The sequence below is a fragment of the Streptomyces sp. NPDC001536 genome (assembly GCF_042894505.1).
In the GTDB taxonomy this organism is placed as follows: Bacteria; Actinomycetota; Actinomycetes; order Streptomycetales; family Streptomycetaceae; genus Streptomyces.
In genome coordinates this window covers 75,007-99,861 of record NZ_JBIAVQ010000009.1, presented here as the reverse complement: position 1 = coordinate 99,861, position 24,855 = coordinate 75,007, and the positions used below count along the sequence as shown (strand labels likewise).

Genomic DNA, 24,855 nt, shown 5'->3' with positions numbered 1-24,855 from the left:
CTGAAGGCGTGAAACCTGTCGAAGATTGTCGCGCCCGCGTACCGCCGGGTACAGTCACCGCACTGCTCTGGCAGCCCCTGTTGTCGAGGCGAAAGAGAAGTTGGTGAACGACCCGTACTCGTCGGGGACCATGACCACCCCGGCTCCCGCTTCCGATGCCTCGGCGCACTACGCGCCGTACGGCACACAGGAGGCTCAGTACGGTGACTACGCCACCTACGGTTACGACACGGGTGCCCACACCACCGCGCACTTCGACGCGGACCCCCTGTTCGGCAGTCTCCCCGGTGAGAACACCGGGTCGTACGACGCGGGCCAGTGGGCCACGGACAGTCACCAGACCCTGAACTACGACCAGTACGCGGCCCAGCACCACGCCGCCTACGACACCGGCGCGTACGACACGACGGCGTGGACCGGCGAGCACCAGCAGCTCTCCGTGATCCCCCCGCAGGCCGGCGCGCCCGACGCGAGCGGCCAGTGGGATGCCAACGCCTGGCTCCAGCCCGACCAGTCCGGGGGCACCGCCGACCAGACCCAGCACTGGGAATGGGGCACGCAGGCCTTCGACACCGGCGCCTACGACGCCACGCAGTGGAACTCCGACGGCACCACGCCGGCCCACGAGGAGCCCGTCGACCACCAGTCGACAGCGATGTTCGAGCAGGTCTCGTACGAGGAACCGGCCGAGCACGACGCCGAGTTGAGCGCCACCGGCGAGTTGCCCGCCCTCTCCGAGGACGACGCCGCCCCGCTCCTCGACGATCAGGAGGACGCGGCCCCGGCCCCGGGCTCACGCATGGCCGCCCGTAACGCGGGCCGTTCCCGCCGTCGTACGCCCCCCAAGCGCTCCGCACTGATGAAGATCGCGGTGCCCTCCGCCTGCGTCATGGGGGTCACCGGGATCGCCGCCGCCTCCGTCGGAGGTCTGAGCGACGACAAGAACAGCTCGACGACCGCCGCCGACGCAACAACCAAGTCCGTCCAGCCGTCCGCCGCGAACAACAAGCTGGACACCCAGCTCGAGAGCCTCTCCGCGGGCGCCGACGACTTCGCCGACCGGGCCAGCCGTACGCAGGAGCGCATCGACCTCAAGGCCCAGCAGGCGGCCGAGAAGAAGAAGGCGGCGGAGGAGGCGGCCCGCAAGGAGCGGCTGCGCCCCAAGTTCGCCCTCCCGGTCGCCCAGCACGGCCTCAGCGCCTACTACGGCCAGGCCGGCGTCAACTGGATGTCCGTGCACACCGGCATCGACTTCCCCGTCTCGTACGGCACGACGGTGATGGCCGCGACCGACGGCACCGTGCGCACGGAGTGGAACAGCGCCTACGGCAACATGATGGTCGTGACGGCGAAGGACGGCACGGAGACGTGGTACTGCCACCTCTCCACCTACCGGGTCGCCTCCGGTACGACCGTGAAGGCCGGCGACCCGATCGCGTACAGCGGCAACTCCGGCAACTCGACCGGCCCGCACCTGCACTTCGAGGTGCACCCGGCGGGCGGTTCGGCGATCGACCCGCTGTCGTGGCTGCGCAGCCACGGCCTGAACCCGACGTAGGCGTACGCGCGATTCCCTTGCGGGCCCCCGCCCTTCACCGAGCGGGGGCCCGACTGCTGTCTAGAGCTTCTCCACCGGCGCGTACCGCAGCAGCAGCCGCTTCGGCTTGGTGTCCCCGAAGTCGATCGTGGCCTCGGTGTTCGCGCCCGTGCCCTTCACCGAGGTCACCGTGCCGAGCCCGAACTGGTCGTGCGTGACGCGATCCCCGACGGCCAGCGAGACGACCGGCTTGTCGGAGGCGCGGCTCGTGGCGAAGCCGGACGCGCCCCTCGCCGAGGAGCGGGAGCGGGACGAGGACAGCGAGGCGGCCACTCCCGACGCGGGGCCGGAGGAGACCGGCGCGGTGGCGCCCGTCCGCTTCCAGTCCACGTGCTGCTCCGGGATCTCGGAGAGGAAACGCGAGGGCGGGTTGTACGACGGCTGCCCCCACGCGCTGCGCAGCGCCGAGCGCGTCAGATACAGCCGTTCCCGCGCGCGCGTGATGCCGACGTACGCCAGGCGCCGCTCCTCCTCCAGCTCCTTGGTCTGGCCGAGGGAGCGCATGTGCGGGAAGACGCCGTCCTCCATGCCGGTCAGGAAGACGACCGGGAACTCCAGGCCCTTGGCGGTGTGCAGGGTCATCAGAGTGATGACGCCGGAGCCGTCCTCGTCCTCGTCGGGGATCTGGTCGGAGTCGGCGACGAGCGCGACCCGCTCCAGGAAGTCGGAGAGTGAGCCGGACGCCTCGCCCTCGGCCGACTCCTGCTCGAACTCCAGGGCCACTGCGGCGAGTTCCTGGAGGTTCTCGATCCGGGTCTCGTCCTGCGGGTCGGTGGAGGCCTGCAACTCGGCGAGATAGCCGGTGCGTTCGAGCACCGCCTCCAGGACGGTCGCCGGTCCGGCGCCGGACTCGACGATCGTACGGAGCTCCTCCATCAGCACGTTGAACCGCTTCACGGCGTTCGTCGACCGCGCGGCCATGCCGTAGGCCTCGTCGACCCGCTTCAGCGCCTGCGGGAAGCTGATCTTCTCGCGCTGGGACAGGGCGTCGATCATCGCCTCGGCGCGCTCGCCGATGCCGCGCTTGGGGACGTTCAGAATGCGCCGCAACGGTACGGAGTCCTCGGGGTTGGCGAGGACACGCAGGTAGGCCAGGACGTCCCGGACCTCCTTGCGCTCGTAGAAGCGGACGCCGCCGACGACCTTGTAGGGCAGGCCGACGCGGATGAAGATCTCCTCGAAGACCCGGGACTGGGCGTTGGTCCGGTAGAAGACGGCGACGTCGCCGGCCTTCGCATCGCCCGAGTCCGTCAGTCGGTCTATCTCCTCGGCGACGAACTGCGCCTCGTCGTGCTCGGTGTCGGCGACATAGCCGGTGATGCGCGCGCCCGCGCCCGCGTTGGTCCACAGGTTCTTGGGGCGGCGGGACTCGTTGCGCTCGATGACCGCGTTGGCGGCGGACAGGATCGTCTGGGTGGAGCGGTAGTTCTGCTCCAGCAGGATCGTCGTCGCGTTCGGGTAGTCCTCCTCGAACTGGAGGATGTTGCGGATCGTCGCGCCGCGGAAGGCGTAGATCGACTGGTCGGCGTCACCCACGACACACAGTTCGGCGGGCGGGAGGTCGAACTCGGCCGGGGGGACGTCGACCGGGTGCTCGTTCGTTCCCACCAGCTCGCGGACCAGCGCGTACTGGGCGTGGTTGGTGTCCTGGTACTCGTCGACGAGGACATGCCGGAAGCGGCGGTGATAGTGCTCGGCGACATCCGGGAAGGCGCGCAGCAGATTGACCGTCGTCATGATCAGGTCGTCGAAGTCGAGCGCGTTGGCCTCCCGCAACCGCGACTGGTACATCGCGTAGGCCTGGGCGAGGGTCTTCTCGAAGCCGTCGGTGGCCTGGGCGGCGAAGTCCTCCTCGTCGATCAGCTCGTTCTTGAGGTTGCTGATCTTGGCGCTGAAGGACTTGGGCGGGAAGCGCTTGGGGTCGAGGTCGAGGTCTCGGCAGACCAGGGCCATCAGACGCTTGGAGTCGGCCGCGTCGTAGATCGAGAACGACGACGTGAAGCCGAGCTTCTTGGATTCCCTGCGCAGGATCCGCACGCACGCGCTGTGGAACGTCATCACCCACATCGCGTTCGCGCGCGGGCCGACGAGCTGCTCGACGCGCTCCTTCATCTCGCCCGCGGCCTTGTTGGTGAAGGTGATCGCGAGGATCTGGCCCGGATGGACATTCCGCTCGGCCAGCAGGTAGGCGATGCGGTGGGTGAGCACCCGCGTCTTGCCGGAGCCGGCGCCGGCCACGATGAGCAGCGGGGTGTCGGAGTGGACGACGGCCGCGCGCTGGTTCTCGTTGAGCCCATCGATGAGCGCGGCCGCGTCCAGGACCGGGCGCGGGGCGCCGTCGCGGTAGTACGCGTCCCTGTCCGGCGGCACGTCGAACCTGCCGCCGAACAGATCGTCCGGAACGGGTTCCGGTACGTGCTCGTCCTCGGGCGGTGGCGGGGGCTCTTCCTCGCGGCCCGTAGGGGCTTGGAGGTCCGCCAGGAAGCTGTCGTCAAAGAGGCTGCTCATCGCTCTCCGAGTCTAGGGCTCCCCACTGACACCCCGCCGCCGCCCTGAGAACATGGGCACTTTTCAGCGGCGGCTTCAGAAGCCGAGGATCTTCCAGACCTGGCCGCCGGGCGTCTTCCCACCCTCCATCACCGTCCCGTCACGGTCCGCGATCGACCAGGCGGAGACATAGACCTTGCCGTCGTACGGGTCGACGGCCACGCCCGCCGGGAAGGGCACCTTCACGTTCGTCCGCTTGCCGTGCGAGACCTTGGTCACCACACCCTGGAAGAGCTGGCTGACGTAGAGATCGCCACTGCTGTTGAAGGCGATACCGCTGATCGAGCCGAAGCCCGACTTCCAGCCGAGGATCTTGCCGGTCCAGGGGTCCACCTTCCACACGCGCGCGGTGGGCTTCTGGGCCTCGCCGTTCAGCTCGCCGACGTAGAGGTAGCCGTCGGGGCCGAGCGCCAGGGACGTGGGAACCGACTGGTTCCTGTCGTGGTCCGGGAAGACCGTGAAGGGCTTGGCCTTGCCGTGCGGCGAGACGACGACCAGGTCGTTCCCGGCCGCGTCCGCGACGATCTTGCGGCCGTCGGGGAGGGCGAGGACGGCGTACGGGTTGGACTCGACGGACGCCTTGTGCGGGTTGTGCTTGAGTTCCACGGCGGTGATGTCGGCGGCGATCCTCGCCTTGCCGTGGCTGATCTTCAGGAGCTTGCCGAGTTTGTTCCAGGGCGGTGTCGTGGGCACTCCGGCCTCCGGCGGGGCGAAGGTCTCCACCCCCCAGAGCTCGCCGTGGAGGGCGGAGACGCCGTCCACGCCGGTCGCGAAGCCGCCGTCGGGGGCGGCGCCCGAGGGCAGGCCCTGCACCACCCGGTAGTGCTTCCACGCGCCCCCGTCCCAGTAGATCTCGGTGACGGCGGAGGAGAGACCCACACAGGTCTCGCCCTCGGGGCCCTCGCCGAGGCACTTCTTGCCGCCGCGGCCGGCCTCGGCGACGTACAGATGTCCGCTGTCGTACGAGAGCTGGCGCGGGTTGTCGAGACCGGTCGCGATCACGCGGACGACCGGCTTGCCTGCCCCCTGTCCCCCGGAGGCGGTCGCGGGGGCGATGCCCGCGGTGGCGGCGAGTGCGACGCCGGTGGCGATGACCAATGGTGTGCGGTTCCTCATTGCCGTATCCCCCTCACCTCGCCGCGGCATCCGACCACGGCTCGGCAGGAAGCTAGCGGCCGGAAGCGGGCGGACGTCGCCACTCCGCCAAAAATACGTACAACTCGTGGCAGATCACTCCGTATTCACCACCGCGAGCGATGCCCTGACCTAAGGTCACGAAAATGTATCGGGCCTATCGGACATCAACCTTCACAGGGGCCACACGCGTTGGCTACCGTGCCGGAAGGCCGTACGACCCCCACCGGCGAACCTCGCCGGGCCGCGCGGCCTCCGCCGAATCCGGAGCGCCGCCGCGCACCCGGAACCGGGGACCCACCGAACTTGGGGTGAATCGGCCGACTCCCGTACAGGGAACGGCCGTAGGGCAACCCTTCCGAACCACCCGCCCGAACCCGACAGCTAACTCGGTAGGCGGAGCACGGAAGGAGTCGCCACCCTTGGCGTCGCACCGCAAGTCGCCTCCCCCGGGTACGCGCGTAGCCGGCATACGCACGCCCGCTCTCGCCACGGCCGCCCTCACCTCCGTGGCCCTGCTCTCCCAGACGGCCACCGCCGCTCCCTCGACCGATGACAAGCCGAGCATCGAAGAGGTCGAGAAGAAGGTCGACGACCTCTACCGCCAGGCGGAGTCGGCGACCGAGAAGTACAACTCGGCCAAGGAGAAGACCTCCAAGCAGCGCAAGGAGGTCGACACCCTCCTCGACGACGTCGCCCAGCGCACCCAGAAGCTCAACGAGGCCCGCGAGGAGCTCGGTTCCTTCGCCGCGGCCCAGTACCGCACCGGCGCCTCCGCGCCCGACACCGCGACCTTCCTGCTCGCCGACTCCCCGCAGGACTACTTCGACCAGACGCAGCTGATGGGCCGTATGACGTCCCGTCAGAAGGACGCGGTCGACGACTACGTCACCGAGCAGTCCGCGACGATGAAGAAGCGCCAGGAGGCCACCGACAGCCTCGCGACGCTCTCCGAGTCGCAGAGCGATCTGAAGACCGCCAAGGCGACCGTCCAGCGCAAGCTGTCCGCCGCGCGCGAGCTGCTGTCCCAGCTGACCGCCGAGGAGAAGGCGCGTCTCGCGGCGATCGAGAAGCAGAAGCAGGAGGAGGCCGCCCGCAAGGCCGCCGAACTGGCGAAGCAGCAGGCGGCCGAGCAGAAGGCGGCGGAGGAAGCGGCCGCGGCAGAGGAGTCGGCGAGCAGCTCGTCGTCCTCCTCCGAGGCCTCGGACGCCTCGTACGCCACGAAGGCCGACAAGGCCCTCGCCTTCGCCCGCTCACAGGTCGGCAAGCCCTACGTCTGGGGCGCCACCGGCCCCGACTCCTACGACTGCTCCGGCCTCACCCAGGCCGCCTGGAACGCCGCCGGCATCTCCCTGCCGCGCACCACCTACGACCAGGTGAACGCCGGCACCACGGTCACCCTCGCCAACGCCAGGCCCGGCGACCTCGTCTTCTTCTACGACGACGTCACCCACGTCGGCATCTACATCGGCAACGGCAAGATGATCCACGCGCCGAAGCCGGGGGCGTACGTGCGCGAGGAGTCCATCTACTACGACGGTGAGTCGGCGATCCACAGCGTCGTACGGCCCGCCTGACCTACGGCGGGGTGGCCCTGGCGTCAGTGACCTCCCCGGTTCTCGACACAGGGCCCCTCGCCGGGCTGGGGCTCGGCGTAGACGCCGTGCACCTCCCCGCTCAGCTCGTCCTTCGTCACCCGTCCGGAGACGCACACGACTCCCGTGTAGACGGCGTAGTACCCGTTCCCGACGGAGACCCCGTGCTTCTCACCGCACCCGACCCGCTCCAGCGCCGCCTCGACCCGCTCATCGCTGAAGCGGCCGAACTCCCCCGACCCGCCCTCCTTCCGGACCTTCGCCAGCTCCGCGAGGATCAGCTCGGCCGACGCCTGCCCACTGGCCTGCTGCGCCGCGCTCAAGGACGCCTGCATGCGGTAGGCGTGGTTGTCGGCGTAGTTGGGGGGAGCGTCCACGGGCCCGTCCTCGCTCCCGCCGGCCGTGTTCGAGGCGGAAGGCGAGGGGGAGGAAGGCAGGGCGGTGGGCGTCGCAGTGGACTGGGCGCACTTCGGCGGGGGCGGATAGGACTGGGTCGCGGTGGCCGACGGCGCGGCACCTGCCTCGTGGGCTCTTTGACTTCCGCACGCGGTGAGAGCGACCGCCACGAGGGCGAGGGCGACTGATCGTCTGAGGGCCATGCGCAGAGTCTTTCGCCCGACGACAGGGGCTGTCATGAGCGGAACTACTCAGGTGATGGGCAGATCCGTCTGGGCGTCGGGCGGCGAACGCCCAGGTGGGTGGGTTCCGGTGTGATCCGGCGTGGGACACGCACCCGTCCACCCCAGCAGCGCCTCTTCCGTGCCCGCGCCCGCGCGCATTCGGGGGCGCCCGCTCGCGCGCCCCGCCCTCAAGCCGGGGCGCGCTCCTTAGCATCGGCCCATGTCCGGCGCCTCTCCCCGCTCCCCTCGCTCCCCCCTCAGCGCCTGGCGGGCCCAGCGGCCGCCCGCCGCCGGGGCCGCCGTGATGGCGACCGGCATCGTGTCCGTGGGGCTGCATCTGGCCGACCACGAGACCCTGTCGCGGATCGCGCTCGCGCTGGCCGGCGTCGGGTGGGTGGCGTTGGCCGCCGACTTCGGCGCACGGCTGCTGTGGGACCGGGCGAGGTGGGTGGCGGAGGCCGAGACGCCGGGCGCGCTGACCGCCGTAGCGGCTACGGCGGTGCTCGGTACCCGCCTCTCGGCGCTCGGCTGGCAGCGGCTCGCCGAGGGTCTGCTGGCGCTCGCCGCGCTGTTGTGGCCGGTGCTGATCGTGCTGGTCGTGGCGCACTGGACGCGGCGGATGCCGGGCGCGGTGTTCCTGGCCTGCGTCGCCACGCAGGGTCTCGCGGTGCTCGGCGCCACGCTCGCCTCGGCCGAGTCGACGGCGTGGCTCGCCCACGCCGCGCTCGTGCTCTTCTGGCTCGGCCTCGTGCTCTACGGCCTCGCCCTGGCCCACTTCGACCCGCGGCAGGTGACCGCGGGCGCCGGGGACCACTGGGTGGCCGGCGGGGCGCTCGCCATCTCGGCGCTCGCCGGGTCGAAGCTCGTCGCGGCCGACAGCGCGCCGCTGTACCTGTGGAACGACGACGACAGCGGCGTCCTGCGTGCCGTGACGGTCGCGCTGCTCGTGCTCGACCTGGCCTGGTACGTCGTCCTGCTCGTCGCGGAGGCGCTGTGGCCCCGGCCGCGCTACGACGTGCGGCGCTGGGCGACCGTCTTCCCGATGGGCATGACAGCGGCGGCGACGCTGTCCGTCGCCGCCGCCCTCGACGTGTCCTGGCTCAGGACACCCGGTCAGGTGCTGCTGTGGATCGCGGTGGCGGCATGGGTCGCCGTCGCCGCGGGTGCCGTCGCGTCGGCGCGCGCCGGCCTCACCTCGCTCAGGTCCACAGCACCGCGATGAAGATGTCCGCGACGGTCAGCGCGCCCACCAGCCCGAACAGCCCCTTCTCCACCTTTTCGTCGTCCCGCTTCACATAGACGAGGCCGAGGATCACCACCAGCAGGGCCAGCTTGATGCCGATCTTGACGTTGTTGACGGACTGGTCGTCCGCCTGGTTGAGGCCGACCAGGATCACCCCGGTGACCAGCATGGTGAGCGCGCCGTGCAGCATCGCCGGGACGAAGCGGGCGGTGCCCTGACCCATGGCCTTCATCTGGGTGAGGAAGCCGCCGAGCAACGAGGCGATGCCGATGATGTGCAGACCCACGAAGAAGTGGATGAGTACGTCCATGAGGCCGGAGCCTAATCAGGGGCACTTGAGCCGCCCTACACCGCCCTGTCTCTTCCGGCACGATCCCGCATATATGTGATCTTGCATATATGCGGCCCATAGCACCCCGCCACCCCCACGCGTTCCGGAATCCGCACTTCGGTCATCACACTGCGTGAAGTCGACGGCGCGAGAACGGAATCACGGTCGCATGCGGTCACCCTGCGGTCCCCTGGGACCAGTTCCGCGCAACCCGTTACCCCCACGACACATTGAGGTTTAGCGTCCTCCACCAGGTGACCGGCTCCCCACCGCCGCCCGGGCCAGGGGCGGCAGTCGGACACCACCGCCGAGAAGGTCCGGCGGCGGCCCGCTCCCCCTGTGCGGGCCGCCGCCGGACGCGTGAACCGCCCCGGGCGGTCGTACGTCCGCTCCCCCTGGTGGTCGTACGGCCACCACTCGTCCGGGGCGGTCGTACCGCGGACCAGGCGGTCGTACGAAAGGACGTGCAGTCCACGTGGCAGCGCACCGCAAGCCCAGGCAGCGCTCGGCCGGCGGCAATACGGTCCGTACGGCGGCGACGATCGCCCTGGCGGGCGCGGCGACCGCGACCGGCTTCGACGGGACCGGGCATGCCGAGCCGAATCTGACACCGGCGCAGGTCAAGGCGAAGGTGGACAAGCTGTACCAGGAGGCGGAGGTCGCCACCGAGAAGTACAACGGCGCGAAGGAGAAGGCGGAGGCGGCCGAGGAGCGGCTGCGGACCCTGCGGGACGAGGCGGCGCGCAAGACGGACAAGCTCAACTCGGCGCGGGACGCGCTGGGTTCGATGGCGGCGGCCCAGTACCGCGACGGCGGGCTCGACCCGGCGCTGCAACTCGCGCTCTCCGACGACCCCGACCGCTATCTCGAGGGCGCCGAGTTCGTCGAGCGCGCGGGCACCCGGCAGGCGGCCTCCGTCGCGAGCGTGCGCAGACAGCTGCGGGAGATCGAGCAGCTGCGCGGTGCCGCCCATATCGAGCTGGCCTCGCTCACATCGCGGCAGGCGGAGCTGAAGCGGCACAAGAAGACGATCACCGGAAAGCTGGACGCGGCCCGCCGACTTCTGGCACAGCTCCCGCCCGAGGAACGCGCGGGCGATGTGCAGCGCGCCTCGCGCTCCGCCGGCTCCGGCGCCCGCGACGGCCTGACCGCAGCGGGCACGGCAGGCGCGGCAGGCGCCGCAGGCAACGTGCAGGCCCCCAACTCCCGCGCCGCGGCCGCCGTTTCGTACGCCTCCTCGAAACTCGGCAGCCCCTATGTCTGGGGCGCCACCGGACCCGACGCCTTCGACTGCTCAGGTCTGATGCAGGCCGCCTACCGCTCCGCCGGTATCTCCCTTCCCCGCACGACCTACGCCCAGATCGACGCCGGCCGCCGCGTCGCCCGCTCCGAACTCCTCCCGGGCGACCTGGTGTTCTTCTACTCCGCCATCAGCCACGTCGGCATCTACATCGGCAACGGCCAGATGATCCACGCCCCGAACCCCTCGGCGCCGGTGCGCGTCGCGCCGATCGACGAGATGCCGTTCGCGGGGGCGACGCGGGTGGTGTGAGCGTGACGCCGGGGTCGGGCCGGGGCCTCACACCAGCCGTCGAGCCGTGGCCCAGCGAGTCAGCTCATGCCGGTTCGACAGCTGCAACTTCCGCAGCACCGCCGACACATGGGACTCGACCGTCTTCACCGAGATGAAGAGCTGCTTGGCGATCTCCTTGTACGCGTACCCCCGCGCGATCAGCCGCAGCACCTCCCGCTCGCGCTGCGTCAGACGGTCGAGGTCCTCGTCCACCGGCGGCGCGTCCGTGGACGCGAAGGCGTCCAGTACGAACCCGGCGAGCCTCGGCGAGAACACCGCGTCGCCGTCCTGGACCCGGAAGACGGAGTCGACCAGATCCGTCCCGGTGATCGTCTTGGTGACATACCCCCGCGCGCCGCCCCGGATCACACCGATCACATCCTCCGCCGCGTCCGAGACGGACAGCGCGAGGAAACGGACCGGCTGCTCGGCGTCGGCCATCAACGGGGCGCAGCGGCGCAGGACTTCGACACCGCCGCCACCGGGGAGATGGACGTCGAGGAGGACCACCTCGGGCCGGGTCGCGGTGATGACCGTGACCGCCTGGTCGACGTCCGCGGCCTCGCCGACCACCTCGACACCGGTCTCCTCGGTCCGGCCGATCTCTGCCTGTACGCCCGTACGGAACATGCGGTGGTCGTCGACGAGGACCACGCGCACCCTGCGCCCGTCCGCGCTGTCGGTGGCCTCCGCCGTACCGTTCGCCTCGTCGCTCATGACGTCTTCTCCGCCCTCTCCATCTCCAGCTCGACCTCCGTGCCGCCGTCCGGCACCGCGCGCAGCCGCGCCGTGCCGCCGTTGCGCTCCATGCGGCCGATGATCGATTCTCTGACACCCATGCGGTCGGCGGGTATCGAGTCGAGGTCGAAGCCCGGACCGCGGTCCCGGACCGACACGAAGACCGTCCGTCCCTCGACTTCGGCGTAGACCTGAACCGCGCCGCCCTCGCCACCGTACTTGGCCGCGTTCACCATCGCCTCGCGCGCGGCCTGCATCTGCGGGCCGATCCGCTCGTCGAGGGGGCAGTCGCCGACTATGACGACCTCTATGGGGACGCCGTGCTTGTCCTCGACCTCGGCGGCATTGCGCCGGACCGCGTCGGCGAGCGTGGTGGGTTCGTCGGCCTCGTCCTTGCCGGTGCCCTCGGGTTTGTAGAGCCAGGTGCGCAGGTCGCGCTCCTGCGCGCGGGCGAGGCGGCGCACCTCGTTCGCGTTCTCCGCGTTGCGCTGGATCAGGGTGAGGGTGTGCAGCACGGAGTCGTGCACGTGGGCGGCGACCTCGGCGCGCTCCTGGGCACGGATGCGCATCAGGCGCTCCTCGGAGAGGTCCTGGGTCATGCGCACGAGGTAGGGGCCGGCGAGGAGCGTTATGCCGACGAGGACCGCGAGGGCCGCTTGCAGGACCGAACCGAGGTGGGCCGCGGAGCCTTGCAGGACGAAGATGCCGGAGACGCCGGCCGTGACCAGCAGGACGCCGCCCGCGGCGCGCAGCAGGCTGAGGGTGCGCTTGCGGCGGCCGACCTCGACCCAGCGGGCCCGGCGGGCGTTGTCGGCCTGGCGCCAGACCAGGGCCACGCCGGCGCCGACCAGCACGGCGGGCCAGAGGTAGGCCTTGGCGCCGGTGCCGAGATTGACGTTGCCCACGAAGACCATGGCCACGACGACCATGAGGAGCAGGGCGACGATCTGGCCCTTGTCGGGTCTGCGGGCGACGAGTCTGCGACGGCCGTCCGGCGAGGTCTCGGTGGAGACGAGGGACGGCGGCCGCTGCCCGCCGACTCCTCCGACGCCGAGCGGCACGAAGAACCAGAACGCCGCGTACAACAGGGCACCGAGCCCGTCCGCCATGAACAGGCCCACGAAGACGAGCCGCACCCAGATGACGGGCAGCCCGAGATGCCCGGCGAGCCCCCGCGCCACACCACCGAGCCAGCGTCCGTCACTGCTGCGGTAGAGCTTGCGCGGCGGCCGCGGTTCGACGAGTGGCGCTGCTGCGGCTTCCGGCATGCCATCGATGTTCACACGGCGGGAGGGCGGGGGCATCAGGGTCGGCCCCCTAGACGCCCCTGATCTTCGAAACCCGCAGAAACGTCGGGCCGTCGAACGCTTCCCCGGCGTCGGCTCAGGGGCGATATCAGGGTCCGGCCAGGGTCGTTCCGACTCCCGCCGGGGCGGCTCGCCCGTCACCATGGACACATGACAGATCACCAGCACGCCGCGGACCCGGCGCCCGACGAGGGTGCCTCGTCCGCCGCGCCCCCCGCGGCCGCCGCCGGTGAGGATTCGCGCGCGCACGTGCGGGCGGGTGCGCGGACGGAATCGGGTACGGCCGGGCTGCCGGGCCCTGCCGACGGCACGCCCGGCAGCCCGGCCGGCGGAGGGGCCGAGGCACCCGCGGAGGCCGGGGCGGCCGCACCGCCCGCGAGGTTCCGGCGGGACCGGCGGTTCAAGGTGCTCGCCGGGGTGTGCGCGGGGCTCGGGCGGCAGTGCGACATGGACCCGGTGATCTTCCGCATCACGCTCGCCGTGCTCTCCGCGACCGGCGGCATCGGTCTCATCTTCTACGGCTTCGCCTGGCTCCTCGTCCCATACGAGGACGACGAGGAGAACGAGGTCCGCAAACTGCTCACCGGCCGCGTCGACGGCCAGGCCCTGACGGCCGTGCTGTTCGCCCTGGTCGGCTGCGGGGTGTTCCTGACGATGCTGAACAACGGCGGGGTGCTCACCTTCGCCGTCGTCCTCTCCCTCCTCCTCGCCGGCGCCGGCTACTGGGCCCGCCGGCGCGGCGCCCCCGACACCGACCCGCTGGCCGCGCAGGCCGTCGCCGACGCCCCGCCGGAGGCCCAGGCACCGCCGGTCGGCCCCGGATACCCGTCCTGGTGGCGCGAGCCCATCGTCAAGGACGGCACGCACGAGGGCGGCACCGGCTATCTGTGGGGCCCCCGCGACTCCCGCGACCGGGACATCGCGGCGGCCATCAACATCGGCCTCGGCAGATACGACGGGGTGCGCGCCGCCACCCGCACCGCCCGCCCACAGCCCCCCAAGCCGCGCGGCCCCCGCTGGATCGGCGGCTGGGTCTTCGTCCTGGCCCTGCTCGCGGGCGGTCTCGGCACAAGCCTGACGTGGAACGAGCACCCGCTCGGCACCAGCCTCCAGACCGGCCTGTCCTGCGCCCTCATAGTCATCGGCCTCGGCATCGCGATCAGCTCCTTCCTCGGGCGTACGGGGGCGGGCTCGATCTTCCTGGCGGTGCTCACCGCGGGACTCCTCGCCGGTGCGGCCGCGCTGCCCAAGGACATCGGCACGCACTGGATCGAGGAGACCTGGCGGCCCGCCGCGGTCGCGGACGTCCAGCCCAAGTACGACCTCGGTACCGGCGTCGGCACGCTGGATCTGACGAAGCTGGACCTCGCCAAGGGTCAGACGGTGACCGCCCGGGCCGAGGTGGGCGTGGGCAAGCTGAAGGTGGTCGTACCGAAGGACGCGACCGTGAAGGTCAGCATCGACGTGGGCGTGGGCGACATCCAGCTCCCGGGCGACGACCAGGAGGACGTGGACGTGGAACCGGGCAAGTACAAGGAGGCCACTCTGACACCCCCCAAGGGCACCAGATCCTCCGGCACCCTCGACCTCGACCTCCAGGTCGGCGTCGGCCAAGCGGAGGTGAGCCGTGCTACGTCATGAGTTCCGCCCCGGCAAACTCCTCGCCGGCCTCTTCCTGATCCTCGCCGGCATCATCTACGCCGGCGACGCGGGCGGCACCTGGGAGACCCCGTGGTTCGCGGTCATCCCCGTCGTCACGGTCGGCCTCTGCCTGGCGGGCGCGACGGGGCTCGCTACTCGGGCGATCCGTAGACGGCGTGCGGGGGGTGGGGTGAACACGGGGGGCGAGTCGGAGGTGGCGGGCTGACTCAGGAGGGGGGCGGCTGGATTGCCTCACCCCGCCCCACTCCACTTCGCACGCCCGTCCGCCCCCGGCCTCCCGCGCCGAGGACCCGCCCGGACCCGCGCCCGCTACACCACCGCCGGCCTAATATCCCGTCGCCCGCTCCCGTCGGCGGGATCGCCAGGCCGCGTCCACCGAGAAGTACGGGGCGCCTGCGAGGACCAGGGGGAGCCAGGCCATCAGGTAGGCGAGGTCGTTGCCGAAGTAGTAAGGCTCCGCGGCCCAGCTCATCGTCAGCCAGAGGCTCAGGGAGATCAGGGCTCCGCCGAGGGCGGCCAGGCGGGCGAGGAGGCCGATGAGGGTGCCGATGCCGACGGCCAGTTCACCGAGGGCGATGGCGTAGCCGAAGCCGACGGGGCTCTTGAGGGCCATGTCGATCATTTCGGGGATGGCCGCGGAGTCCCGGACGTTGCGCATCTGGTCGCCGATGGAACCGGTTCCGGAGGCCTTCATGAAGGCGCTGTCGGTGAGTTTGTCCAGGCCGGCGTAGATGAAGGTGACGCCGAGGAAGAGCCGCAGTGGGAGCAGGGCGTAACGGGTGGCGGTGTCCCCCCAGCTCCGGTCGCCGTCGTAATAGGGGGTGTGCGTGTCCGTACGGAAGCTGTGCGTCATCGCTCCGAGCCGCCTCTCACCCAGCGTGCCGTGGCCCCTCAGAAGACGATACGCACGAACGGGAGAAGCCGCTCAATGCTGACGCGGCCCTTTTCCGGCGTCCGCCCCGCCGGGTGCCCGCGGCGTCAGATGTGGGCGCAGATCTGGCGTACGGGGTGTCCCAGTGCCGTGGCGACGGCGGCCAGCTCCTCGTCGGTGAGCGGGTTGCGTTCCGGATTCCACGCGGCGATCTCGAAGCGCGCGAAGCCGCAGGGCCAGTCGAGGTCGATCGAGCCCCGGCAGTGCGGGCACCCGATCCGGCTCAGGTTCTGGCCGCTGTCGACCACGGCGGGCTCGTCGTACCAGTCGACGTCGATCTCGACGTCCGTGTCGACGGCGAGGCCGCCGGTCAGCGCGGTCACGAGGGCGACGGCCCGGTCGGCGGCGGGACGCTCGGGCTGCCAGTGCGGGTCGGTCGGGATGACGGAGAGGACGTTGTCACTCATGCCTCAGCCCACCTCGCCCACGAGCCCACGAGCCCACGAACCCGCCACCCGCCACCCGCCACCCTCGAACTCACGAGCCCACGAGCACGATTCCGCCCACACACCACTCACGCCCCCACCCGACTCTCCCGCGGCCCCGCCACCAGCCACCCCCGCCCACCCCTCACTCCGTCACATCGATCCCGTACCGATTCGTCTCCACGCCCGCCGCGGTGACCACCTGCACCTCCACCCGCCCAGGCTCCACATCCGCCGGCACCGGCACGGTGAGGACCGCGTCCGTCGGGTTGCTGAAGCCTCCGTTGACCGGGACGAGGGGGACATGGACGTGGACGGTGCCGACGCGGACCGTCATGCGGGACAGCCGCTCCGCGCCCTGCGCGCCCGGGGGTACGAAACCGGCGCCGCGGATCTCGATGTCGTCGCCCGTGCGGATCGGCGCGTCGAGGTCGCCGGCCTCGCGGGCGCGGACGACGGAGAGGATGACCGGACGGCCGCCCTCGGCGTATTTGCCGGCCACGTAGGTCGCCGCCGAGATGAGGACGACCACCGCGAGGCCCCAGGGGAGGTCGGGGAGTTGGTCGGGGCGGCGGGCGAGGCGGACCGCCGCGAACAGCAGGGCGACGGTGCTGATCACGACGTACTGGATGTCGGCGAAGGTGCCCCGGCCCGCGTCGTCCGTGAGGAGATCGGCGGCGCGCGGGCGGTCGGCGCGTACCTTCTGGAGCCGCTGCCCCAGGACGCGCACGCCGACCACGCGCCGTACCAGGACCGCGATGCCGCACACCACAGCGAGGACCGTCACCACGCCCGCGCCGCGGGCGAGTTCGAAGCCGGAGATCAGTGTGTCGCGCTCGGCGGGGTCGGAGGCGGCGGCGAGCCGGCCGACCAGGACCAGCACGGCGTACGCCACGAACAGCACCCAGGCCACGGCCACCGCGCGCGAGGTGGACAGGCGGTTGTCCTCGCCGATCACGGGCGCGAGCGCGCCGCCCCGGGCCCGGTGGAACCAGGACGCGGCGGTCAGCGCGCCGGCCGTCAGCAGCGCGGCCAGCAGACCGGCGGTGCGGGCGGAGGTCCAGCCCGCGCCGATCGCCGTCAGCGCCTGGACCAGCAGCAGGACGACCACACCGGCCCACACCGTGTACGCCGTACGGCTCCACAGGCGTGCCAACCAGGCCTCGCCCTCGGCGCGGCCGCGTTCGGCGACGAGTTCCGCGGACTGGGTCAGCTCCTCCGACACCCACTGCCGGGAGGCGGAGGCCGAGTGGGCCACGGCGGCCGGCAGCCCCTGTCCGGCGGCGAACTCGTCCCGTTTCAGCAGGAATTCGGCGACCGCCCGCCGATGCCCCGCCCGCGCTCCGTGCGGACAGTCCCCGCAGGTGCAGCCGCCCCCGTGAGCGCCCGCATCCACGCTCTGTCTCGCCTCCTGCACCGCCACGTCCGACGCCCGCCTTCCCCGCGATCTTCACGCGCTGCGGCCCTTGCCGAAGCCTCGGCGACCGCTCTGCAACTCCCGTGCGATGACAGCGAATTGTGCCCTACGCCACTGGGCGCCCGTTCGGCAGGTGTGGTCAGGGCGGGTGAAGACGGGGCCGCCGTGTTGACCCGGCTGCGAGAATTTCCCTATGGCCGAGATCATCCAGCGCGACGGGACCTGGGCCTTCGACGGCACGACGGTCAGGATCACGCCGGGACTCCATCGCTCCGTGCCGCTGTTCCGGCAGACGTACGGCGAGATCGCCGTGCCTCTGGAGGCCGTGTCGAGCGTGGTCTACGAACCCGAACGCAAGCGCGGGCGGCTGCGGATGCGGCTGCGCGAGGGGGCGGACCCGCTGCTCCACGCCACGGGCGGACGGTTGCCGGACCCGGCGGACCCGTACCGGCTGCTGGTGGACATCGACCGGTCCGGCGTGGCCGAGTACATGGCGGAGGAGATCCGCCGGGCGCTGTTGCTGGACCAGGTTCCCAAGGACCCGACGAAGACGTATCTGCTGGCGGGTCCGCCGGTCCCGGTGTCGGTGCGCTCCTCCGACGGCACGGTCTCCTTCGACGGTCTCCAGGTCCGTATCGACTGGTCGGACACCTCCGACCGGGTCAAACGGGCGACCGGGCCGCCGGCGACCTCGTGGGGGTCGAATGGCTGCCCAACTCCGGTTACGAGGACGGTTTCCTGCGCTTCGTGACGCGCGAGACGGCGTTCTCGAAACTGCCGCCGGAGAAGGACCCGTACGCCCTCGATCTGTGGGGCAGCGCCCGCCGCGACCTGCTCACGGCCCTGGTCGCCACCGCGGTCACCGCCCGGCTCCCGCACCCCTCCACCCGCACCGGCAACGACTACGCGGACCGCCCGGGCCCGGCCCCGGCCCCGCTCCCGGCGGCCGTCCCGCCCCAGGCCGACCACCACGACGTGCTCCTGCGCAGGCTCAGGGAGCTGGGCGAGCTGCACCGCGACGGCGTCCTGACGGACGAGGAGTTCACGATGACCAAGGCGGCGGTGCTCCGGGGTTTCTGAGCCCTCTTCGATGCGGCTCAGCTCAGCAGGTCCGGTTCGCTCCGGCTGATGTCCTGCCACAGCGGCTGATAGTTGATCCACGCCACCAGGTCCCCGCCCAGCTGCTCCCGCGTCGCGACGGCCGCCTTGTGTTCGATGAGCACCGGACGGCCTGCCGCCCGGGCCGTCAGCTGGACCTGCGAGGAGCGTTCCATGGACAGGAACCACCAGGCCGCCGCGTCCACCGAGTCCCCCACGGTCAGCAGGCCGTGGTTGCGCAGCACCAGGCCCTTGCGGCAGTCGAGCGCGGCGGCGATCCGGCGGCCCTCGGCGGCGTCGACGGCGACCCCCGAGTAGGCGTCGTAGACCGCGTGGTCCTCGTAGAAGGCGCAGCTCTCCTGGGTGATCGGCTCCAGGAGCTCCCCCAGGGCGGCCAGCGCGCGGCCGTGCACGGAGTGGCAGTGGGCGACCGCGACGACGTCGGGGCGAGCCGCGTGGACCTGGGCGTGGACGGCGAACGCGGCCTGGTTGACGTGGTAGCGGCCCTCGATGACCTGTCCTTCGGAGTTGGCGAGGACCAGGTCGCTGACCGTCACGTGCTTGAAGGGCATCCCGAAGGGGTTGACCCAGAAGCAGTCGGTGAATTCCGGGTCGCGCGCGGTGATGTGCCCGGACACCCCGTCCTCGAAGCCCATCCGTCCGAAGATCCGCAGCGCCCCCGCGAGCCGTTCCTTGCGGTGCCGGCGCTCGTCCTCGACCGCGTCGTGCATGGGCGGCATCGCGAACTGGAGGCTGTCCGTGGGCAGGGGTGGCGGCGGGTTGGGCCCATACGTCCCGTGCATCTGTCCTCCAGCACTGGGGTTGCTTTACGGGGCGGAAGTTACCGCCGGTCAGCGCAGGAGAACAGAGCCGTTATGAAAAGATGACGTGCGCAATCGATCCGGCTGACGCCACTTCCCGCAATTCGGAAGCAATACGGACAGCGGGTGTCGGGTATCCGCGCCAGACTCGCCGTATGACAGCAAACTGGGCGGCCTTCACCACCGCCGAACCCGACTTCGCCGAGCGGGTCGAGGAACGCTTCGGCGCCTTCACCCACCACACCCTCGCGACGCTCCGCAAGGACGGCTCCCCGCGCACGAGCGGTCTGGAGGTCCGTTTCCTGAACGGTGAGCTCTGGCTCGGGATGATGCCGGACTCGCTCAAGGCGCTCGACCTGCTCCGCGACGGGCGCTTCGCGCTCCAGGCGAACCCCGGGGAGGGGCAGAGCATGGGCGGCGGGGACGTCCGGATCAGCGGGCGGGCGATCGAGGTGGTCGACGCCGACACGAAGGCCGGATACGGCGAAGAGGTGGAACCGCCGGAGCCGTTCCACCTCTTCCGCACCGAGCTGACGGAGGTCGTACGGACCTACGTCGAGGACGACAAGTACCTGGTCGTCCAGATCTGGAAGCCCGGTGAGCCGGTGCGCACGATCAAGCGCACCTGAGCCCCTTCACCAGCGGGGGCTCACTCCCACTCGATGGTGCCCGGCGGCTTCGACGTCACGTCGAGGACCACGCGGTTGACGTCGGCCACCTCGTTGGTGATCCGCGTCGAGATCCTCGCCAGCACCTCGTACGGCAGTCGCGACCAGTCGGCGGTCATGGCGTCCTCGGAGGACACCGGGCGCAGCACGATCGGGTGGCCGTAGGTGCGGCCGTCGCCCTGGACGCCGACGCTGCGGACGTCCGCGAGCAGGACCACCGGGCACTGCCAGATGTCCCGGTCGAGGCCGGCCGCGGTGAGCTCCTCGCGGGCGATGGCGTCGGCGTCGCGGAGCAGGTCGAGCCGCTCCTTGGTGACCTCGCCGACGATCCGGATGCCGAGGCCCGGGCCGGGGAACGGCTGGCGCTGGACGATCTCCTCCGGCAGGCCCAGCTCCTGGCCGACCATCCGGACCTCGTCCTTGAACAGCTTGCGCAGCGGCTCGATCAGCTGGAACTCGAGGTCCTCGGGGAGGCCGCCGACGTTGTGGTGGGACTTGATGTTGGCGGTGCCGGTGCCGCCACCGGACTCGACCACGTCGGGGTAGAGGGTGCCCTGGACGAGGAACTCCACCGCCGGACCCTCGTCCGCGATGATCTCGGCCTGCGCCTGCTCGAAGACCCGGATGAACTCCCGGCCGATGATCTTCCGCTTCTCCTCGGGGTCCGAGACACCCTTCAGAGCGGTCAGGAACCGCTCCTCCGCGTCGACGACGACCAGCTTGACGCCGGTCGCGGCCACGAAGTCCTTCTCGACCTGCTCGGTCTCGCCCTTGCGCATCAGGCCGTGGTCGACGTACACGCAGGTCAGCTGGTCGCCGATGGCGCGCGCGACGAGGGCCGCGGCGACCGCGGAGTCGACGCCGCCGGACAGACCGCAGATGGCGCGCTTGTCGCCGACCTGCTCACGGATCGCCGCGACCTGCTCCTCGATCACATTGCCCGTGGTCCAGGACGGGGTCAGGCCCGCGCCCCGGTACAGGAAGTGCTCCAGGACCTGCTGGCCGTGCGTGGAGTGCATGACCTCGGGGTGGTACTGGACGCCGTAGAGCTTCTTCTCGTCGTTCTCGAAGGCGGCGACCGGGACGACGTCCGTGGCGGCCGTGACGGAGAAGCCCTCGGGGGCGGCGGAGCAGGCGTCGCCGTGGGACATCCAGACGGACTGCTCGTCGGGGGTGCCCTCGAAGAGCGTCGAGCCGGACCGCGACACGTGCAGTGGCGTACGGCCGTACTCGCGGGCGCCGGTGTTGTCGACCGTGCCGCCGAGGGTCGTGGCCATCAGCTGGAAGCCGTAGCACATGCCGAAGACGGGGACGCCGGCCTCGAAGATCTCGCGGTCCAGGCGCGGGGCGCCCTCCGCGTAGACCGAGGAGGGGCCGCCGGAGAGGATGATCGCCGCCGGGTTCTTGGCGAGCATCTCCGCGACCGGCATGGTGCTCGGCACGATCTCGCTGTAGACCCGGGCCTCGCGGACGCGGCGGGCGATGAGCTGGGCGTACTGCGCGCCGAAGTCGACGACCAGGACGGTGTCGGGGGCGGCGGCGGGGGTCGCTGATGACACGGGTTGCCTTCCGGCGGTGAGCGAGGTGAGTGTGGGGCCGAGTCTACCGGGCGCGCCGGGGCCGCTCCCGGGACAAGCCCTGTCTCACGATGCGAACCGGGTTGGACGCCCCCGTGCGGCGGGGCATACTGCTCCCATGCTCACGCACCCGACCTTCCTCTTTACCTATGGCACCCGGCCCGCCGGCTGCCATGGTCGTGCTGCTTGAGCTACTGACAAGCGACTTCCCAGGCGCCCCGGGCCGACAAGGTCCGGGGCGCCTGTCGTTTCCTGCGGACCCTGTCGCTCCGGGGCACCTCGACCCCTTCCAGACGAGGAGCTCCCCATGACCGCCATCGACGTGACCGGCGCCCGTACCTCCGAGGCCGCGGACCTGATCACCGGCGCCCGTGAGCGCATCGACGCGCTCGACGACCGGATCATCGGTCTGATCCAGGAACGGATGGCCGTGTCCGCCGTCATCCAGGAGGCACGGATCACCTCCGGCGGCCGACGCGTGAACCTCTCCCGCGAGATGGAGGTCCTCACCCACTACAGCGAGGCGCTGGGCAAGCCGGGCACCTCGCTCGCGATGACCCTTCTCGAACTGTGCAGGGGTCGCATCTGAGTTCGGGCCCCTCCTCACCCGTACGGCGCGTGACCGGGACGCGGACCGCTTCGTTGGTGGGGTGTCCGCGCCAGCCAGGGGCGGGCCCGAGAGAACCACGCGTGGCTCGCTGGGGCGATGAGACGTACGGATCGTGCCGTATGTCGTGGGACCTCGCTCCAGGTAAGTGACCGGACGGCAGGGGACAGCAGCCCGGTCACCCAAGAGAACGGTCGGCTCCGGGGACGCCCGGGGCCGGCCGACGGAATCCGCACAAACGAGTACAAGGCAAAGTACGGGAACACGTACAAGACCGGGCCAAACGGTTGCGGTGGCCGGGTCCATCCAGCACGATGCCTAGAAAGCCCAAGTCCCCTCGCAGACAACCACATTGCCTTTGTCCTCCCGCACTGCCAGAGGTCGAGACCAGCTGTGCGCCCCGTTTGCGCCGGGGCGCCGACCCAGGCTCGCGAGGCAAGCGGCGCAACCCCCCGGCGCCGCTCCCAGGCACCGGCGCTGCCCTGACGCCGGTGCTGACGAAAGAAGGGCCCCGCGGCTCCGTCCCGCGGGGCCCTTCGCTGTGCCCGAACGGACGTGCGGCGTCAGACGCGGGAGACCGTCCCGCAGTCCTTCTCCTCGCTGATGTCCTTGCTGCGGTCGTACGGGTCCGACGTCGGTCCCGACGGCGGCGCGCTCGTCGGGCCGTCCGAGGGGAACTGCGGGTGGAACCAGCCGTCGTGGACGTCGCAGGCCGAGTTGCCGGCGTCCCGGTCGTGCCGCAGGACGGTGAGCCTGCCGGGTGTGATGTCGTACTTGGCCGGATCGGAGAGCTCGACGTCGAGGACGCGGCGGACGATGGTGCGGGTCACCTCGGTCGAGCCGTCGGTGCGGACCACCGGGTAGACGAAGGTGTAGTCGGCGTGGACGGCGACGGCGGTGCCCTCGCCCGCCTCGAACGTCATCCGGCCGCGGACCTTCACGACGTCGCCGACCGGCCGGACCTCGTCCGGGTCGAAGCGGCTGAACATGGAGAGCGGGTCGTGCTTCGCGTCCGGCTTGCCCAGGCCGGTCTCCAGATCGGAGAGGACGTCCTGCTGCTTCGGGTCCAATATGTTCAGTGCCGCCTCGGGGCGTTCGCCCCGCAGGGTCGCCGGGTCCAGGTTCGAGGAGATCAGCAGCTTTCTGGTCAGCTGGAGGGCCTGGGCGACGTCCGCCTTCGGCCGTCCGCCGACCGCTTCCGCCTTCGGTGCGAGGATGCCGGCCTCGCCGTCGGCCCAGCGCTTGGCCGGAGAGCCGGCGAACGGGTCGTCCAGGGTGGGTGTCGCGGGGGCCGCGGAGGAGGGCGGGGCGGTCGGGGCCGCGGTCTCCTCGGGGAGCGGCGACTCGGCGGCGGAGTCGGAGGTCCCGCTGCCGAAAGGGCCGCCCGGCAGCAGCGAAGGCTTCAGCGCCACGACGGCCACGACGAGGGCGAGGAGCAGACCGAGGACCGTCCACACCCGCCGGCCGCGCTTCCTCTCCAGCACCGGCGGACCCGCGCGCCAGGCCTCGGGCGACTCACCCCGGGACTCCTGCTGCCGCAGGCGCTCCGTCACCAGGCGGGCTCGCGCGGAAGGCTCTTTCGGAGCCTCTTTCTCATTGGCGCGAGCGAACTGTTCCCAGACGTCGTCGGGGACTTCGGGGGTCGAGGAGGAGTCCTCGGACGGCTTGTCAGACACGACGGCAGTTCTAAGGGCTGGGAAAGCTCTTTCACAAGCGCAATCGGGATGTGACTCAGGCCACATAAGGTTTCTGTGAATGCGGGGGCAACCATTCACAGGCTTCACGAATCAAACCAGGCGAACCAAGGGCCACACCCGCGCCCCACACGCGGGGCCCACACCGCCCCACTCACGTGCTGCCACACGCAGCACACCGGACGTCCTGAGGTCTTTCATGAAGCTTCGCCGTGCCATGGCCGCAGCGGCCGCGACGGCTGTCATAGCCCCGCTGGCTCTGCTGTCCGCGCCTGCCGCGTTCGCGGACGAGACGACGTCGCCGACCCCCACCGAAACGGCGACCTCGACGCCGACCGAGCTGCCGAGCGACACGGCGACACCGACCGCGACGGCGACCGACACCACCTCGCCGACGAACACCTCGGCGCCCAGCGACACGTCGACGCCCACCGCCAGCGCGACCGACACCTCCTCACCGACCGCCACGGCGAGCGAATCGGACGAGCCCGAGCCCTCCGAGTCTGCCGAGCCGAGCGAAGACCCGGGTGACGCCCCGTACTGCGAGGATCTGGACGAGGGTTACGGCGAGGGCAAGGTGTCCGCGGACATCACGGGGCTGCCCGGCAAGATCGTCGCGGGCGACGGCTTCCACAACTTCCAGCTTGTCGTGACCAACGAGTCGAAGACCGACCTCAACGGCGTCACGTTCTACGCCGAGATCGAGAACTACGAACTCGATGCGGCGAAGTTCCTCAGCCCGTATGTCGACCTTGAGTTCAAGAACCCCGACACGGGTTCCTGGGACAACATCCGCGATGAGGACGGCTACGCGGGCGACGAATTCTTCACCGCGGAGCAGCTGAAGGCGAAGGCGAGCGAGTCAATCGACTTGCGCGTGAGCATCGACGCGAAGGCTCCGGCGGACGACGCCTACTCCTTCGGTTCCGGCACGTACCACGACACCGTTGACGGCCAGGACTGCATCGCCGGCGGGTGGGTCCAGTACGACTTCGAGGTCCTGAAGGCCGGCTCCGACAACACCGACCCGGGCATTGCCACTCCCAGCGACTCGGACAAGAAGCCGCAGGGTGGCAGCACCACCACTGGAAACCTCGCCGACACCGGTGCCAACTCCGCGCTGCCGACCATCGGTCTCATGAGCGGTGTGGCAGTCATGGCCGGCGCGGGTGCCATCTACGCTGTGCGCCGTCGTAGGGCGGGTTCCAACGTCTAAGGCGTAACCGCAAGACAGAGAGAAGGACCTGCGTTCGGAGGGGGATGCAGGTCC

At 70.8% G+C, this 24,855-nt stretch carries 22 protein-coding genes, 1 pseudogene and 1 riboswitch; of the genes and pseudogenes, 10 read left to right on the top strand and 13 right to left on the bottom strand.

The features are described 5' to 3' along the window. The first annotated feature begins 130 nt into the window (after nt 1-130). A complete protein-coding gene (locus ACFY0U_RS24470) occupies nt 131-1,558 on the top strand; it encodes a M23 family metallopeptidase (protein WP_388639615.1) in 1,428 nt (475 codons plus the stop codon). A gap of 60 nt (nt 1,559-1,618) precedes the next feature. Here ACFY0U_RS24470 and pcrA read toward each other — a convergent pair whose 3' ends face one another. Both pcrA and ACFY0U_RS24460 read right to left on the bottom strand, forming a co-directional pair. Beyond that, nucleotides 1,619-4,105, bottom strand: a complete 2,487-nt coding sequence (pcrA, locus tag ACFY0U_RS24465; protein WP_388639131.1) for a DNA helicase PcrA — start codon at nt 4,103-4,105, stop codon at nt 1,619-1,621. A 75-nt stretch (nt 4,106-4,180) separates the two neighbouring features. Next, nucleotides 4,181-5,260: a ScyD/ScyE family protein gene (locus ACFY0U_RS24460; protein WP_388639129.1), complete on the bottom strand. Its 1,080-nt coding sequence runs from the start codon at nt 5,258-5,260 to the stop codon at nt 4,181-4,183. A gap of 264 nt (nt 5,261-5,524) precedes the next feature. After that, nucleotides 5,525-5,692: riboswitch (cyclic di-AMP (ydaO/yuaA leader) on the top strand. An 8-nt stretch (nt 5,693-5,700) separates the two neighbouring features. Here ACFY0U_RS24460 and ACFY0U_RS24455 point away from each other — a divergent pair. Further along, nucleotides 5,701-6,855 (top strand): NlpC/P60 family protein, encoded by a 1,155-nt coding sequence (locus tag ACFY0U_RS24455; RefSeq protein ID WP_388639127.1) that lies wholly within the window; start codon nt 5,701-5,703, stop codon nt 6,853-6,855. 23 nt (nt 6,856-6,878) lie between these two features. Here ACFY0U_RS24455 and ACFY0U_RS24450 read toward each other — a convergent pair whose 3' ends face one another. Then, nucleotides 6,879-7,250 carry a hypothetical protein gene (locus ACFY0U_RS24450; protein WP_388639125.1) on the bottom strand — a complete coding sequence of 124 codons (372 nt, stop codon included), beginning with the start codon at nt 7,248-7,250 and terminating at the stop codon, nt 6,879-6,881. A 463-nt stretch (nt 7,251-7,713) separates the two neighbouring features. Between ACFY0U_RS24450 and ACFY0U_RS24445 the strand changes: the two genes are divergently transcribed. Continuing rightward, nucleotides 7,714-8,715, top strand: a complete 1,002-nt coding sequence (locus tag ACFY0U_RS24445) for a tellurite resistance/C4-dicarboxylate transporter family protein (RefSeq protein ID WP_388639123.1) — start codon at nt 7,714-7,716, stop codon at nt 8,713-8,715. Here the strand turns inward: ACFY0U_RS24445 and ACFY0U_RS24440 are convergent. After that, on the bottom strand, nt 8,693-9,046 hold the full coding sequence (locus ACFY0U_RS24440; protein ID WP_388639121.1) for a hypothetical protein: 354 nt from the start codon (nt 9,044-9,046) through the stop codon (nt 8,693-8,695). The two genes, ACFY0U_RS24445 and ACFY0U_RS24440, sit on opposite strands and share 23 nt — an antisense overlap. A gap of 496 nt (nt 9,047-9,542) precedes the next feature. On the opposite strand from ACFY0U_RS24440, the gene ACFY0U_RS24435 reads away from it, so the two are divergent. Continuing rightward, nucleotides 9,543-10,619, top strand: a complete 1,077-nt coding sequence (locus tag ACFY0U_RS24435) for an NlpC/P60 family protein (RefSeq protein WP_388639119.1) — start codon at nt 9,543-9,545, stop codon at nt 10,617-10,619. 27 nt (nt 10,620-10,646) lie between these two features. On the opposite strand, the gene ACFY0U_RS24430 is transcribed toward ACFY0U_RS24435, so the two are convergent. Both ACFY0U_RS24430 and ACFY0U_RS24425 read right to left on the bottom strand, forming a co-directional pair. Beyond that, nucleotides 10,647-11,357, bottom strand: a complete 711-nt coding sequence (locus ACFY0U_RS24430; protein WP_388639117.1) for a LuxR C-terminal-related transcriptional regulator — start codon at nt 11,355-11,357, stop codon at nt 10,647-10,649. Then, the gene (locus ACFY0U_RS24425) at nt 11,354-12,646 is read right to left on the bottom strand and encodes a PspC domain-containing protein (RefSeq protein WP_388639115.1); all 1,293 of its coding nucleotides are present in this window, start codon (nt 12,644-12,646) and stop codon (nt 11,354-11,356) included. The genes ACFY0U_RS24430 and ACFY0U_RS24425 overlap by 4 nt, the downstream gene beginning before the upstream one ends. A 189-nt stretch (nt 12,647-12,835) precedes the next feature. Between ACFY0U_RS24425 and ACFY0U_RS24420 the strand changes: the two genes are divergently transcribed. Continuing rightward, nucleotides 12,836-14,326, top strand: a complete 1,491-nt coding sequence (locus ACFY0U_RS24420) for a PspC domain-containing protein (protein WP_388639113.1) — start codon at nt 12,836-12,838, stop codon at nt 14,324-14,326. Then, nucleotides 14,313-14,552 carry a hypothetical protein gene (locus tag ACFY0U_RS24415; RefSeq protein WP_388639112.1) on the top strand — a complete coding sequence of 80 codons (240 nt, stop codon included), beginning with the start codon at nt 14,313-14,315 and terminating at the stop codon, nt 14,550-14,552. The genes ACFY0U_RS24420 and ACFY0U_RS24415 overlap by 14 nt, the downstream gene beginning before the upstream one ends. Nucleotides 14,553-14,672: 120 nt before the next feature. Here the strand turns inward: ACFY0U_RS24415 and ACFY0U_RS24410 are convergent, their stop codons facing one another. The 3 genes from ACFY0U_RS24410 to ACFY0U_RS24400 all read right to left on the bottom strand — a co-directional run bounded on the left by ACFY0U_RS24410 (nt 14,673) and on the right by ACFY0U_RS24400 (nt 17,126). Then, nucleotides 14,673-15,200 carry a DoxX family protein gene (locus tag ACFY0U_RS24410; RefSeq protein WP_388639110.1) on the bottom strand — a complete coding sequence of 176 codons (528 nt, stop codon included), beginning with the start codon at nt 15,198-15,200 and terminating at the stop codon, nt 14,673-14,675. 125 nt (nt 15,201-15,325) lie between these two features. Continuing rightward, on the bottom strand, nt 15,326-15,685 hold the full coding sequence (locus tag ACFY0U_RS24405) for a hypothetical protein (protein WP_388639108.1): 360 nt from the start codon (nt 15,683-15,685) through the stop codon (nt 15,326-15,328). 163 nt (nt 15,686-15,848) lie between these two features. Then, on the bottom strand, nt 15,849-17,126 hold the full coding sequence (locus ACFY0U_RS24400; protein WP_388639106.1) for a hypothetical protein: 1,278 nt from the start codon (nt 17,124-17,126) through the stop codon (nt 15,849-15,851). 187 nt (nt 17,127-17,313) lie between these two features. On the opposite strand from ACFY0U_RS24400, the pseudogene ACFY0U_RS24395 reads away from it, so the two are divergent. Beyond that, nucleotides 17,314-18,200, top strand: a pseudogene (locus tag ACFY0U_RS24395) (DUF4429 domain-containing protein). 17 nt (nt 18,201-18,217) lie between these two features. Here ACFY0U_RS24395 and ACFY0U_RS24390 read toward each other — a convergent pair. Beyond that, a complete protein-coding gene (locus ACFY0U_RS24390) occupies nt 18,218-19,021 on the bottom strand; it encodes a class II aldolase/adducin family protein (RefSeq protein WP_388639104.1) in 804 nt (267 codons plus the stop codon). 173 nt (nt 19,022-19,194) lie between these two features. Here ACFY0U_RS24390 and ACFY0U_RS24385 point away from each other — a divergent pair, with 173 nt between their 5' ends. Next, complete coding sequence (locus ACFY0U_RS24385) at nt 19,195-19,668, top strand: pyridoxamine 5'-phosphate oxidase family protein (RefSeq protein ID WP_388639103.1); 474 nt, start codon at nt 19,195-19,197, stop codon at nt 19,666-19,668. A 20-nt stretch (nt 19,669-19,688) separates the two neighbouring features. Here the strand turns inward: ACFY0U_RS24385 and guaA are convergent, their stop codons facing one another. Continuing rightward, on the bottom strand, nt 19,689-21,266 hold the full coding sequence (gene guaA, locus ACFY0U_RS24380; protein ID WP_388639101.1) for a glutamine-hydrolyzing GMP synthase: 1,578 nt from the start codon (nt 21,264-21,266) through the stop codon (nt 19,689-19,691). Between the two features lie 325 nt (nt 21,267-21,591). Between guaA and ACFY0U_RS24375 the strand changes: the two genes are divergently transcribed. Next, the gene (locus ACFY0U_RS24375) at nt 21,592-21,873 is read left to right on the top strand and encodes a chorismate mutase (RefSeq protein ID WP_388639099.1); all 282 of its coding nucleotides are present in this window, start codon (nt 21,592-21,594) and stop codon (nt 21,871-21,873) included. Nucleotides 21,874-22,454: 581 nt separating this feature from the next. Here ACFY0U_RS24375 and ACFY0U_RS24370 read toward each other — a convergent pair. Beyond that, nucleotides 22,455-23,567, bottom strand: coding sequence for a hypothetical protein (locus ACFY0U_RS24370; protein WP_388639097.1), 1,113 nt, complete (start codon nt 23,565-23,567; stop codon nt 22,455-22,457). Nucleotides 23,568-23,678: 111 nt separating this feature from the next. Further along, complete coding sequence (locus ACFY0U_RS24365) at nt 23,679-24,005, bottom strand: hypothetical protein (protein WP_388639613.1); 327 nt, start codon at nt 24,003-24,005, stop codon at nt 23,679-23,681. A 157-nt stretch (nt 24,006-24,162) separates the two neighbouring features. On the opposite strand from ACFY0U_RS24365, the gene ACFY0U_RS24360 reads away from it, so the two are divergent. Continuing rightward, nucleotides 24,163-24,801: a hypothetical protein gene (locus tag ACFY0U_RS24360; protein WP_388639095.1), complete on the top strand. Its 639-nt coding sequence runs from the start codon at nt 24,163-24,165 to the stop codon at nt 24,799-24,801. Nucleotides 24,802-24,855: the final 54 nt, after the last annotated feature.

What these genes read in the sequence shown, in the direction of transcription:
- ACFY0U_RS24470 (WP_388639615.1), top strand. Translation starts at nt 131, where the DNA reads ATGACCACCCCGGCTCCCGCTTCCGATGCCTCGGCGCACTACGCGCCG.
- ACFY0U_RS24405 (WP_388639108.1), bottom strand. Translation starts at nt 15,685, where the DNA reads ATGAGTGACAACGTCCTCTCCGTCATCCCGACCGACCCGCACTGGCAG.
- ACFY0U_RS24430 (WP_388639117.1), bottom strand. Translation starts at nt 11,357, where the DNA reads ATGAGCGACGAGGCGAACGGTACGGCGGAGGCCACCGACAGCGCGGAC.
- ACFY0U_RS24390 (WP_388639104.1), bottom strand. Translation starts at nt 19,021, where the DNA reads ATGCACGGGACGTATGGGCCCAACCCGCCGCCACCCCTGCCCACGGAC.
- ACFY0U_RS24460 (WP_388639129.1), bottom strand. Translation starts at nt 5,260, where the DNA reads ATGAGGAACCGCACACCATTGGTCATCGCCACCGGCGTCGCACTCGCC.
- ACFY0U_RS24425 (WP_388639115.1), bottom strand. Translation starts at nt 12,646, where the DNA reads ATGCCGGAAGCCGCAGCAGCGCCACTCGTCGAACCGCGGCCGCCGCGC.
- ACFY0U_RS24385 (WP_388639103.1), top strand. Translation starts at nt 19,195, where the DNA reads ATGACAGCAAACTGGGCGGCCTTCACCACCGCCGAACCCGACTTCGCC.
- ACFY0U_RS24410 (WP_388639110.1), bottom strand. Translation starts at nt 15,200, where the DNA reads ATGACGCACAGCTTCCGTACGGACACGCACACCCCCTATTACGACGGC.
- pcrA (WP_388639131.1), bottom strand. Translation starts at nt 4,105, where the DNA reads ATGAGCAGCCTCTTTGACGACAGCTTCCTGGCGGACCTCCAAGCCCCT.
- ACFY0U_RS24440 (WP_388639121.1), bottom strand. Translation starts at nt 9,046, where the DNA reads ATGGACGTACTCATCCACTTCTTCGTGGGTCTGCACATCATCGGCATC.
- ACFY0U_RS24375 (WP_388639099.1), top strand. Translation starts at nt 21,592, where the DNA reads ATGACCGCCATCGACGTGACCGGCGCCCGTACCTCCGAGGCCGCGGAC.
- ACFY0U_RS24445 (WP_388639123.1), top strand. Translation starts at nt 7,714, where the DNA reads ATGTCCGGCGCCTCTCCCCGCTCCCCTCGCTCCCCCCTCAGCGCCTGG.
- ACFY0U_RS24420 (WP_388639113.1), top strand. Translation starts at nt 12,836, where the DNA reads ATGACAGATCACCAGCACGCCGCGGACCCGGCGCCCGACGAGGGTGCC.